A 15,049-nucleotide genomic window follows, 5' to 3' on the forward strand; every position below is an offset into this window, starting at 1 on the left:
TTTGATTAACGCCACCAAATCCAAGTCCAAAAGTAATTTCGTATATTTCGAGGAGTAATGCGTATGAAACGTTCACCGTCAAAGAAACAATTAAAATTTGGTAGTGTTTCATCTGGATTTTCTGGAATAAAGGTGACGATGTTTTCGTTACTTGTAACGGTTACTGTAATTGGTGGATCGGTAGGCGAGATTTGAAGTTGTAAAGAAACGTTTGCTGTGTTTTTAAATTCATTATGAATAGGTGGACTTATCACTTGTACTGTGAATAACACGATAATTGTTTCGTTCGGTTCCAAATTAGTAGCGACTAGGAAACCGATATTCGGGTTCGCTAATGGCGAGCGTTCCCCATTAATGAAGACAGTGCCGTTTATAAATTGTAAACCTGCTGGAATGGTGTCTTGTAACGAGATATTTGAAAGTGAAATCTCGGAAGTATTCGTAATACGCACCGTGTAATCAAAATATTGATTTAAATAAGCTGAGCTGACGGAAGCGTTTTTCGTGACTGTCGCAGTAATAAATTGAACAGGTATACGAACAATATTCGAATTAACAATGAAAGTAATAATCGGATCCTGTGGTGTTAATTGAAAAGCAGCGGTAACTATTGCAGAATTTATAATTGTACTGTTTGAAGGAATAGAAGTTACGAGAACTTGAAATGTTATAGTTGCTACTGTATCTGCAGATAAAGAACCAATATTAATACCAGTGTCTGGACGAACATTTTGAACCGGAGCACCGTTAATTGTTACGCTGTTTTCTATAAATGTTGTACCAGCTGGAATACTGTCTATAACAGAAGTACTGATTGTCGGGATTGGGGAGTGATTAAATACCGCTAATGTGAATGTAATGATATCTCCTATAACGGCGATAGATTTGTCTGCTGTTTTTTCAATGCGAACCATCGGATCAATGACTGTCGTTGTAACGGTATTTGTTTGTTTTGTAATTGTAATAGGTGGTTTTGTTGGATCGATGATAACGGTATAGGAAACAGAAGCATTATTATTAATTGTAGATTGAAGAGTAGAAGAAGATATTGTCACTTGGAACGTAATAATAACAGATTCATTAGGAGCAAGATTACCTAATGTAATACCATTTTCAGGATTCTCATTAGGCTGATTGATTCCGTTAATCGTAACACTACCAGCAACAAAAGTCGTATCTATTGGTAAGGTGTCTCTGGCAAGAAGGTCTTCAATCGTTACATTACCGCTATTCGTAATCGTAATAGTATACGTTAAAGTTTGATCAGGTAAGGCATTCGTGACATCAGCAGATTTTATAGCAATAACATTATCATTTTGGACAGTTGTTGTGACAGTATTTGTTGTAGTCGTATTTGTAACAGGTACGTTATTTGGGTTGACTATATAGTTAAAAGTAGTAATTGCTTCGTTGTTGAGTTCATTTGGTGTTGGAATAGAAGTTACAGTTACTTGGAAGGAAGCGATAGCATTTCCACCTACCATTATAGTGCCAATTGGTATGCCGCTTACTGGATTCACTCCTGGAAGAGTTTCTCCGTTTACAATGACGCTATTTTCAATAAACGTAGTACCTTGAGGAATAATATCTTGAATAACTACATCATTTGCTGCAACATTACCAGTTTGATTTAGGGTAATCGTATACGTTAACGTATCACCGACCGTTGCAAATGCAAGGTCAACAGCTTTATTACTATTTAAATTCGCGTGATGAATTTCTGTTACGGCAGCTGATGAAATAATAGTTTCGGTAATAGGTGGTTGATCTGGTACTGTGTATTCATATTGAATTGTACTCGTGTTAGAGATTGGGTTTGTTTGCGGAATGGAAGTAACCCGTACTTGGAATAGAATAGTTGCTGTCGTATTAGGCGGAATGCTATCAATTTGTATACCGTTAAGTGGGTTGTCATTTGGACGAGCGTTGCCATTCACAATAACACTATTCTCTATAAAGCTCGTATTTGCTGGAATGATATCTGTAACGATAATGTTTTCCACTTGTATATTTCCGTTATTTATGATGGAAATTGTATAAGGAATGATAGTTTGTAGGTCAGCATATTGGATAGGTGTTGTTTTTGTCGCAATTACATTAGCAGAAATAACTTCAGTGAAGGTAATGTTACTATTCGATATTTGTTCTTCCCCGTTTATCGTATAACGAGAAGTTGATTGATTTTGAACATGGCCGCTAGCTGGAAGAGCTACGACTGTAACAGAAAATGTGACTGGGATAGAAATGTTAGGAGCAATCGTTCCTACGAGTATACCGGTACTTGGATTGGCGTTAAGCTGTGGAATGTTATTTACTAAAACGCTACCGTCTATAAAGGTTGTTCCATCAGGAATGTTGTCTGTAAATACAACAGCAGTAGCATCCGTATTTCCTGTATTCGTTAAAGTTGTTGTATAAGTTAAAATGCCACCAATCGTTACAGAAGTCAAATCAACAGTTTTAAGTGAAACGATATCAGCATCATTAATTTGAACGAAAGTAGTGTTGGAAATAGTAGATTTTTGAATTGGTGCAAAGTCAGGGTTGAAAATAAAGTCGTAGACGATGTTTGCAGTATTAGGTGTTGGATTTACAGCTGGTAAATTCGTAACGGAAACTTGGAATGTTATTGTAGCCATTTGACCTGATGCGATATTAGGAATGGAAAAGCCGATATTCGGGTCTGCTGCAGGAAGTACAGTATTGTTAACTATGACACTTTCTGGAATAAATACTGTTCCATCCTCTATAGTATCTGTAAAAAAGATGGAGTTAGTTGTAGTGGATCCGTTATTTTGAATGAGTACTGTATATTCAATGGTTTCATCAATATTAGCTAATACTGTATTAGCGGATTTTGTAGCGATAAGAATAGCATCAATAAATTGTATATTTGTAGTATTGGAGGAGGTCGTTTCTGAAATTGGTGGTAAGCTTGGGTCTGGTTGATACTCATAGTGGATGACGGCGATATTATTAATGTTATTTTGAGAAGGTGTAGAGACTACATTTACCTGGAATGTAACGATAATCGTATTATTTGGAAGGATAATATTAAGGGTGATTCCAGTAATTGGATTTTCATTAGGCCTTGATATGCCATCTACAAGGATGCTATTTGGAACGAATGTGGTGCCAGCTGCAATCGCGTCAATTAGGAGAGTATTTGTAATAGGTACTGTACCAGCGTTTGTAACTGCGACTGTATATGCGATGATTTGACCGATGCGTGTAATGGATCTATTGGCGGATTTAATTGCACGAACATTAGCCGTCCGCACTTCCGTGTTTACTGCATTTGATAACGATCTACGCTGAATAATTGGAGAACTAGGGTCAATTTGGTATTCATATGAAGTGTCTGAAATGTTAATGACTGTATTGTTCTCTGGTATATTTGTAAGTTGTACTTGGAATGAAATAGTGACTGTTTCATTTGGTTGTATCGTGCCAAGAATTACTCCGTTTTCAGGATTTGCTCCAGGCTGAATCACATTATTTATTGATAAGCTATCTTCGACGAATATAGTACCTTCTGGAATGTTATCAATGAACACGGTATTGTTAGCTGGAACGGTTCCTATGTTTTGTAGTGTATTTGTGTAGGTAATAGTTTGCCCAATTGCTACGAAAGTTACATCCGCGCTTTTGACAGAAATAATATTTGCATTTTGAAGTGATGTTGTAACAACGTTAGAATTTGCAGAGCGATTCACCGGTGGAGCTGTAGGAATACTTACATATTGGTAAGTTGCTGAAGATTGATTTACAATTTCAGTTTCAGTAGGTGGATTATTTGTTTGCACTTGAAATAGTATCGTTTTGGAACTGCTTGCTGGAATTGTTCCAATCGGTATTCCGTTTTCTGGATTTACACCTGGCTGCAGGACACCGTTAATTGTGACACTATCGGGAACGAATGTAGTCCCAGCTGGAATAGAATCTGTGAAAATAATATTTATTGCATCAACATTACCGATGTTTTTCACTTCAGAAATATAAAGTATAGTTCCACCAATATCTACAGTTGTTGGATTGGATGTTTTTGTAATTGTCAATTGTGCTTGCACGAAATTTGTAATGACGATATTACTTGTAGATGTTTCAGTAATAGGCGGTTGCCCTGGATCTGGTTGAATTGTATACGTTGTATTGGATTGATTTGTAATTGATTCTTGCGAGAATGAATCGTTAATAAGAATTTGGAACGAAATAAGGTGAGTAGCGTTTGCTGCTAGGTTAGGCAAAGTAACACCTACATTTGGATTTGCACCAAGTATAGCTGTTCCGTTAAGTGTAAAACTATTTTCTACGAATGTAGTCCCTTGGAGGATAGTATCCGAAAATATGAGATTAGTAGTTGGAATATTTCCGGTATTTTCTAGTGTTATCGTATAAGTCAAAATATCACCTGTTGTTGCTTGTTGTGCATTGACTGCTTTTAAAGAAAGAACAGTCGCGTCCGAAATTTGTGTGAAAGCTGGATTAGACGTAATTGTTCGAGAGATGATAGGAGCGGTCGGATCAGAGATAAAAGTATAGTCAATACGGGCTGTATTAGAAATTGGATTCACGCTTGGAATGGATTGGACGATAACTTGGAATGTGACGGTGACGATTTCTGACGGCGCGATGGAGTTTAATGGTATTCCTACGTTTGGATCGGCACCTGGAACTGAGATGTTATTAATGGTCACGCTATTCTGGATAAATGCAGTTCCTTCTGGGACTAAATCTGTTAAAGTAACTGTATTTGCAGTTGTATTTCCGTTATTTTGAACGACTACTGTGTAAGTGATTGTACCGTCAGTAGATTGTACGAGAGAATCTGTATTTTTAGTTGCAGATAACGATGCATCAACGACAGCTGTAGTCACCGTATTAGATGAGGATGTTGCTGTAACTGGAGGTTGACTCGGATCGACGATATACGTGTAACTTGTAATGGCTTGATTTATGATTGCCCCTTGAGATGGAATAGAAGTTGCAAGAAATTGGAACGTAATAGTAGCAGAATCACCTGGTGCGATAATACCAACTGGAATACCGAGTGTTGGACTTGCATCTGGGAGTGAAATCCCGTTAAGCGTAACACTATTTGGAACAAATAATGCCCCTTCAGGAATCCCATTAATGAGTAATACAGAATTTGCAGGAAAGTTTCCAGTGTTTGTTAATGTTGCTGTATACGTAATTACATCTCCGATAGATACGATTGTTCGATTTGCTTCTAAAACCGTTGTAACAGTAGCGTTATTAATTTGTGTTGAAGCGCTATTAGAATTTATTGTGCCTGTAACAGGAGGGGCTGCCGGGTCAACAATAAATGCGTATTGAATAGATGCTACGTTTGTAATTGGGTTTGAAGGTGGAGTAGATGTAACTATGACTTGGAAAGTAACAGTTAAGGAACTACTCGCGCTAACGGTTCCGATATTAACTCCATTATTTGGATTTGCCCCTGGAATGATACTGCCATTTACAGCAAAACTATTTTCAACAAAGATCGTTCCTGCTGGAATCAGGTCTGAGAAGTTTAGATTCGTAGCGTTTGTATTGCCGCTATTTTGAATCAAAACCGTATAAGTGATCGTTTCTCCGATATTCGCAAAGGCTGTACTAGCAGTTTTTACAGCTGAAATTATTGCTGAGTTAATAGAAGTAACGAAGACGTTCGTTTCCACGTTGCCAGGCTGAGCCTGTAATGCATTGCCTACGTTATATTGGAAGTTAACAAACCCTAAGTTTTGGAGTTCAGGTGTGAACGTTGTTGGATTGCTTACGATTTGCACTTGGAATATGATTGTTACAGTTTGATTTGGATTGATTGTATTTATACCAACACCGTCAATAATGGAAGCAGATGGTAATGGAGTGCCATCAACAACAACGGATCCTGCAACAAATTGTGTCCATGTCGGTAAAGGGTCTGAGAAAACAACGTTGTTAGCTGGAATATTTCCTGTGTTCGTAATAGTCGTTGTATACGTAATCGTATCACCAATCGTTGCAAATGCTTTATCTCCTATTTTCATAGTGTTTAAAATAGCACTTTCAATTTTTGTTGTAACACTATTGGAAGTAATGTTTTTTGAAACTGGAGGATTGGCTGGATTAACGATATGTTGAAAGCTAACGCTAGCTTGATTGGTAATAGGATTTATAGGCGGAATTTCATTGGCATTAATATGAAATGCTACAATGGCAGATTCGTTTGGCGCGATATCACCAATTGGAACGCCTGTAACGATATCCGCATTTGGGATGCTAGTTCCGTTAAGTGTAAAACTATTCGGTTCAAAGGAAGTTCCGTCTGGAATAAGGTCGGTAAAAATAACATTCGTTGCACTAACATTTCCGCTATTTGTAATTGTAACGGTGTAGGTAATATCCTGCCCGATATCTACCGTAGATACATTTGAATTTTTTTGTGCAGTAAGGATAGCACTATTAATTTGTGTTGTCGTTGTATTAGATTGATTGGAAGTTGTAATAGATGGCTGGCTAGGGTCAACGACGTAATGATATGTGGTAGAAGCAGAATTAGAAATGGGATTAAGTGTTGGAAGTGTAGTAACAGTTGCTTGGAATGTGACGATTGCCGCATTACTACCATTAATGGAGCCTATATTTACACCAGTGGATAAATCAGCGTTTGGAATGGTTTGCCCATTAACTGTGAAACTGTTTGGAACGAAACTTAAATTGCTATCAAGAATATCGATAATCGTTACATCAGTTGCAGCCACATTCCCTGTATTAGGAAGGTTAAGTGTAAACGTTATTATGTTACCAATATCCGCAAAAGTAAGATTCGCTGTTTTTGTACTAATAATAGTCGCGTTGTTTATTTGAAGAAGCGTAGTGTTAGAATTAGCTGTACTTGAAACAGGAGGATTATTTGGATCAACAGTAAACTCATAATTAGTAGATGCTGTATTGGGTGTCGGATTACTAGGTGGAATACTGTTCACTGTAACTTGAAAAACAATACTATATATTTCATTTGGTGGAAGTGTTGCAAGTAATACACCTGTATTTGGGTTTGCATCAGGTTGTAAAATACCATCGACAGTTAATGTGTTAGGAACAAACGTGAGTCCACTTGGTAATACATCTGTGAATACAATATTCGTTGCATCCGTATTGCCTACATTCGAAATAGAAGTAGTATAAAAAGCAGTTTGCCCGATATCTGCAAAGGATACACTTTCATTTTTCGTCATGGATAATATGGCTTCTTTAATTTGCGTTGAAACAGGATTACTAATTGAAGTTTCCGCATCAGGTGGTGAGACTAATTGATACGATGTCGATGAGAAATTTACAATTGGGTTTTCGGTTGGTAATGAGATTACGTTTACTTGGAAGGAAACATTTACTGTAGTCCCGGCTGTTATAGGACCAATATTTACACCGTTCGATGGATCCGCACCACTTTGAGGAATTCCATTAATAGAAAATGTGTTTGCAATAAATGTAGTTCCGCTCGGTATTGTATCTGTGAAAATAACATTTTGTGCGGATGAGTTTCCGTTGTTTGTTAAAGTGACAGTATAGGTGAGTGTGTCTCCAATACGACTAAAGGACTTATCGACTTGTTTTAGTGAAAGAATGGTAGCTGTATTAATTGTAGTCAACGTTGTATTTGAAGTAACATTTCTTGAAACAATCGGTGCATTTGGATCAGCGATGAATGTGTACGAAGCAGTAGCGGAATTTGCAATAGGATTTTGAACTGGTGTAGAAGTAACGGTCACTTGAAATGCTATAGATATTGAGCTGCTAGGAGCAATTGCTCCAATCGTAATACCTGTATTAGGATTAAGACCAATTTGCGTGATGCCATCTATTGTAACGCTATCAGTAATAAACGTTGTACCATCTGGTATAAGGTCAGTGAAAGTAATATTCGTTGCATTTGTATTTCCGTTATTCGTTAAAATGGTCGTATAGGTAATGGTATCACCTAGCGTTACAAGTGTTTGATCGACTGATTTAATCATCGTTATCATAGCATCTAGTACTGGGGTTGTAACGATATTCGTTGAAGTAGAAGTAGTAGCAGGAGTGCTGTTTGGATCAACAGTATAAGAATATAAAATTGTGTCATTACCCATAATTGAACTTGAAGGGGGAACAGAAATAACATTTACTTGGAAGGTAACAGTTACTGTTTCACCAGGCGCGATATTTGGTATATTTACTCCGAGTGCTGGCTGTGCACCAAGCTGTTGGATGCCATTTATTGTGACGGAATCTGGTATAAAAGTAGTACTAGGAGGAATTGCACTTGTAAAAGTTATATTTGTAGCTGGTGTATTTCCTGTATTTGTAATAGTTGTTGTATACGTAAGTGTATCCCCGACGGAAATAATAGATTTATCCACACTTTTTTGGGTTGTTAATATCGCACTGTTAATAGTTGTCGAAACCGTATTAGATACATTCGTTTGTGATACGGCAGGTTGGCTAGGATCAATCACATGTGCAAATTGTACCGAACTAAAATTAGAAATTGGATTTATACTTGGAATGTTTGTAACAAGTACGTTGAGAGTAATAACGGCCGTTCCATTTGGGTTTATATTTCCAATCTGAATCCCGTTAGCTGGATTTCCGATTTGCTGTGTACCAGAATCGTTTGTAAGAGTGCCAGATATGAATGTCGTTCCGTCAGGTAAAATATCTGTGAAAATTATATTTTGTGAAGTGACATTTCCAGGGTTACTTAATGTAATTGTATAAGAAATTGTATCGCCAATCGTTGCGAAAGTTTTATCTACAGATTTGATTGCCACAATTTCTCCGGAATTTATTTGTGTCGAAACCGGATTGGATGTCGTACTTCTTGAAACGAGTGGTAAATTAGGTCCTGTCATAAACTGATAGTCAATGGAGGCACCATTTACAACCGGTGAGTTTGGTCCACCAGGTCCAATTGTGAAAATTGGATTTGGAATGCTAACTACTTGCACGCGGAAGGTGACATTTGTAAAATCTCCTGCAATAATATCCCCAATTGGTATCCCATTCGCTGGATTTACCCCAGGTAATAAAACCCCGCCTACTCGAACGCTATCTTCTATAAATACTGTATTGTTTGGAATAGGATCTGTAAAAATGATATTCGTAGCAGTTGTGTTTCCTATATTCTCCAATAAAACAGTATACGTTAAAAATGAATTTCCAGGTGCTACGTCAGAAAATAGTCGATCCACACTTTTCGTTGCTTGAATAATTGCTTCGTTAATTTGAACTAAAGTTGGATTACTTGTAGCGGTTTCTGTCACCGGTGGTTGGGTAGGATCAACAATGATCAAGTATGTCGTGCTAGATTGGTTCAAAGTTGGATTTGTAGCTGGTATTGAGTCAACGATAGCTTGAAAGCTAATTATTATCGTTCCTCCAACTGGAATTGAGTCTAAAGAAATCCCGCTATCTGGTCTAAATCCAAGTTGTGGGATGGTATTAATTTGTACGCTATCAGGAACGAATGAAAGTTCAGGTGGTAATATATCGATAAAAACAGGTGTGTTTGCGGTAGTATTTCCGCTATTGGTGAGGGTAGTTGTATACGTAATTGTATCTCCAACAGCAGCAAAAGCACTGCTTGCAGTTTTTGTTGCGATAACAGAAGCAGTATTTACTTGTGTAAAAGTTTTATTAGATTGAACTGTTCGTGAAACTGGCGGTTCATTTATATCTACAATAAAGCTATATTGAAGCGATGATTTGTTCGGGATTGGATTCGGGTTTGGAAGTGTTGTAATGTTCACTTGAAAACTGAGTGTAACAGATACATTTGAATTCAAGTTACCAATATTGATACCATTTTGTGGATTTGCATTCGGAACGGTTACACCATTTATCTTAAAGCTATTTGGGATAAAGGTAGTACCGTTTGGAATTGTATCAGTAAAAATAATGTTGTTCGCAGTAGTATTTCCGGTGTTTGTAACAGATGAAGTGAATGTAATTGTATCACCAATTGTAGCGAAAGTTGTACTAGCGCTTTTATTTATTACTAAAGTAGCGTCAATAATTGGTGTAACTGTTGTATTTGTTACGGTGCTACCAACAGCAGGAGATTGGTTTGGATTCACGGTATATTCATAATTTACAAGAGCATTATTTGTTAATGTGCCACTAGGCGGTATCGCTAAAATTTGTGCTTGAAAAGTAATGAATACAGTATCTCCTGGCGAAATATCTGCCAAGTGAACACCAAGTGATGGATCTAATCCTGGTTGTGGAACATTATTGATCGTTACGGAGTTTTGGATAAATGAAGCTCCTGCGCCAAGCCCATCCGTTAAAACAGTTGCACTAGCAGGGATATTACCTGTATTTGTTACTGCAATCGTATAGGTAACGATATCACCAATTGCAGCTGTCGGTGTATTCACAGACTTCGTAGCGACAATAGTAGCGTTATTAATTTGGGTTGTTATTACATTACTCAGCGCATTAGCGGATGCTGGAGGTAAGTTAGGATCTACGACATACTGGTACGTTGTATTGCTTTGGTTCGGGATTGGATTTGGATTCGGGATAGAATTTACTTGTACTTGGAACGAGATGATCGTATGCGCATTCGGATTTATTGGATCGATTGCAATTCCGCTTGCTGGATTGACATTAGGCAGTGTATTCCCGTTTACAGTAACACTATTAGGAATAAACGATGTTCCGTTTGGAATTACATCTGTAAATATTACATTTGATGCAAGTGTGTTCCCGTTATTCGTTAAAGTAGTCGTGTACGTAATAATATCATTTACGTTCGCAAACTGTTTATCTGCAGATTTTGCAGCGGTAATCGTTGCATTATTAATAGTTGTCTGTACAGTGTTAGAAGCAATCATCTGCATTACAACTGGTTTGGATGGATCGTACGTGTATTGGAATGTAGTGCCTGATTGATTTGTAATCGGATTTACAGCAGGGATACTTGGTACGAAAATCTGAAATGAAACGATACGTGATGCATTCGCTCCTATCGTACCGATAAAAATGCCGTTAGCAGGATTTGCATTGGCTATAGGAATATTGTTAATCGTTACAGTATTAGGAATAAAGAGGGTACCCGCTGGAATGATATCTGTAAATGTTACATTAGAAGCAGGGATATTCCCGTTATTCGTTAAAATAGTTGCATATAATATGACATCACCAACATCAGCGAAATTTGTGCTTGTTAGCTTCGTAGCAACAATATTAGCAGTATTAATTTGTGTAGTTACTATATTACTAGTAGCGTTTCTCACAACAGCAGGTAAATTTGGATCGGCGATAAAGCTATATTGAAGTGCAGCGCTGTTTTGAATTGGATTTGGTAAAGGTAAACTATTTGCACTAATTTGGAAGACAATTGTTGTAATACCACCTGCTGGAATAGTACCAACTTGAAGACCAACGCTTGGATCCGCACCTAACTGTAAAGCACCACCTATAAAAATACTATTTGGTACGAGAGTCGTACCAGGAGGAAGTATATCGGTAACAACTACATTATTCGCTGGAGTATTCCCAGGATTAGCTAGGGCAATTGTATATGTGATTGGTTGCCCAACATCAGCAATAGTTAAATCTACCTGTTTGACAATAACTACATTTGCTACATTAATTTGTGTACTTACAGTATTACTTAAAGATGTTTCTATAGTTGGTGGATCACCCGGATTTAAAATGAAACTATATTGTGTACTAGATGAATTTATTGTTGGGTTTTGTGCTGGTAAAGAGATGACAGTTACTTGATAAGAGACGGTAAGTGAGCTGTTAGCAGGAATGGCAGGTAATGGAACACCTATATTTGGATCTGCATTATTTTGAAGTACACCGTTAATAAGGAAAGTGTTTGGAATAAAGGTAGTGCCATCTGGATTTGTATCTACGAAAGTTGGATTATCAGCAGAAACACTTCCTGCATTCGTTAAAACGACGGTATAAGTTAATACATCCCCTACAGTAGCGAACACTTTATCCACTGTTTTGGCTGAAATGACATTTGCATCGTTTACTTGAGTAAATGTAGTGGTTGAAGTTGTATTTTTACTTACAGGTGAAGCATTTGGATCAACGATAAAGTTATAGGAAATGGAGGCACTATTCGAAATAGGATTTGGGTTTGGAATGCTAGTTATTAATACTTGGAATGAAGCTGTAATTGTAGCATTAGCATTGATGCTACCAATAGTGATGCTAGCTGGTGTTGCGCCCGGTTGAGAAATACCGTTAACTATAACACTGTTCGGTACAAAGGCAGTACCATTCGCAATTGAATCGGATAGTAATACATTGTTCGCCGCAACATTTCCATCGTTAGTAAGAGTAAAGGTGTAAGTTAATACATCGCCAACTTCCGCAAACGTTTTATCTACAGATTTATTAGCATGGAGATTTGCTAATCTAATTGTTGATGTAACAGAATTAGAATTTGCTGTTTTTGAAGTCGGTGGCAAACTTGGATTTACAGTATATAGATAAGAAGCGAAGGCGTTATTAATGATAGGATTTTGGGTCGTAATATTGATGACTGTTACTTGGAAAGAAAGGGTAAAAGTAGCTCCGCCAGGAATTGTACCGATAGGTAATGCAACGAGAGAATCTACATTTTGCAAAACCCCGTTTAGTGTTACAGTACCAGGAGTTAATATCGTTCCATTTGGAAGTGGATCTGTTAGTTGATTTTGTTAATGTTAAGTTCGCGTTGTTAATTTGTGTAGTAACGACGTTAGAAGAAATGTTTTTCGTAACGGGTGATTGGCTAGGATTGACGGTGTACTGATAAGAAGCGCTTGATCCGTTAGATACGACATTTGATGCGGGTATTGCATTTACTACTACTTGAAATGAAACATTTTTTGTTGTGCCAGTTGGGATGGATCCTATGTTCACACCGTTAGCCGGATTTGTTCCCGCTTGTGTCGTGCCATCTATTGTTAAACTGTTTAGGACAAAAGTTGTTCCTGTAGGAATGACATCTGTAAAAATAACATTGTTCGCATTCGTATTACCTGTACCTGTAAAGGAAACAGTGTAAGTCAGTGTATCACCAATATCTGCAAAATTTTTATCCACTGCTTTTGCCATAGTTACAGTAGCATTATTCACTTGAGTAGATACGATATTGGTCGTATCAGTCCCACTTACTGCCGGTTGATTTGGTACAGGAATGTATTGATATGTTGTTGTACCACTATTTAATATTGGAGTTGTTTGAGGGATAGAAGGAACGAATACTTGAAATGAAATAGTAGTAGTGGAATTTGCAGCAATCGATCCAATTGATATACCATTAGCCGGATTTGCTCCCACTTGAGTAACCCCGTTAACAGTTACGCTCCCTGGAATGAAAGTAGTCCCGTTAGGAATCGGATCCGTATATATAACGTTCGTTGCAGCGATATTTCCTACATTAGCTAAGGCAATACTGTAAGTTAATGTTTCACCAATATCGGTAAAAAGTTTGTTAACTGATTTTGTGCCATTAATATCTGCGAGGTTAATTTGTGTTCCTGCAGAGTTACTTGTTGCAAGACCGTTAAAAGTCGTTCCCCCGGCAATTGGTGTATATTGAAATGTAATATTCGCAGTGTTAGAAATCGGGTTTTGATTTGGAAGAGAAACGACAGTCGCTTGGAAAGTTATTGTACGAGAGGCACTATTGTTAATTGTTCCAAGAGATATACCAGCGGCAGGATTTGCATTTGTTTGTGGTACGTTATCTACCGTTACAGTGCCAGGTATAAAGGAAGTACCATTAGGGAGACTATCTATAAAAATAACGTTATTGGCGGGAAGAAGTCCGGTGTTAGGGATAGTAACTGTATAAGTGAGAATATCTCCAATTGCAGCAACACTTTTATTTACGCTTTTCGTTGCTTGTATATTTGGGGAGTTTATATTAATTTGTAAGCCGACTGTATTTAACATATATGCATCTCCGTTAGTAGTTAAACGGATTGCGGCGGATACTTGTGAGTTTGTTAAATAAGAGGAAATGTCAATGGAAGTAATGTCCCAGCCCTGTCTTCCAGCGGAGATGTTTGTACCTGTAGAAGCACTTTGATTTCGCGTTCCAAATGTCCCAGTTGTATCTAAGTTTCCTGCAGCATTATTAACTTGAGAACCGAAGAAATTATTTACAGCATTATTTGGCCCAGATAATGCATTTAATGAACTGAAATTTGGTCCAAATAATGCTTGATCCCCTATTAAATCTGCATCTCCTTCAATAGAACTTAAAAATAATCTCCCGCTTACAGGTCCTCCTGAAGGTGTTAAAAATCCAGAAACAGCTACATCTGCACTACCAGTATCAGCAGAAACACGGTTACCCGCTACATAAATGGTTAAGTTTCTTGCTGGCAATGTCCCGTTTTGATAAGCGACGATAAGCGTCCATCCAGCCGAATTAATTGTTCCATTAGAAGCATCTATAGGATCTACAAGTCCAGGAACCGCGCCTGTAGTATAGGAACCAGAACCTCCCACTTGAATAAGGGTTGTTACGTCTGCTGAACGAGTGTAAAAGCCAAATGTAATAGAGTTTGAAACGAATGTTTGGTTTGAAGCCGTAACAGCTGAAGGAGTAATCGAGTATGTTGAAACAGGTGTTGTAAAGGAAACTGGGTTTCCTAATACACTCGTAATGTTTTGATCACGAGATAAATAGTTTCCACCCCAAACGAGTTCTGCGTAAAGAATAGTACTACCAGCAGGGATATTTAAAATAGCGGTAGAACTATTTTGTGTATAGTTTAACGTTGTACCAGCAGGAAAAATAGGTACTTGTAAAGCGGTATTCGTAGTTGCGAATGCACCAATTGCCCCGATTGTACCAGCACGATTTTGATTACTAATTTTACTTAAGCCTAAAGTATTTCCTGTAATAGCGAGTGCGCCGTTTGTGGTGGTAGAAAATCGATTCGTAATGGGCATGTTGTCACCTCATTTACAATATAGTCTTGGTCAAAATAGGATATGTGTGTGATAAATAAAGGGAAACATGTACGAGTTGATTTAGTAATAATGATTTAAA

At 37.6% G+C, this 15,049-nt stretch carries 1 pseudogene; it reads right to left on the reverse strand.

Features of this window, described 5'->3' with window-relative positions:
* Positions 1 to 5: 5 nt before the first annotated feature.
* A pseudogene (locus MHH42_RS07990) lies at positions 6 to 14,949 on the reverse strand (DUF7507 domain-containing protein).
* Positions 14,950 to 15,049 lie beyond the last annotated feature (100 nt).

It is taken from the genome of Bacillus sp. FSL L8-0099, assembly GCF_038006385.1.
Lineage (GTDB): Bacteria > Bacillota > Bacilli > Bacillales > Bacillaceae_G > Bacillus_A > Bacillus_A toyonensis.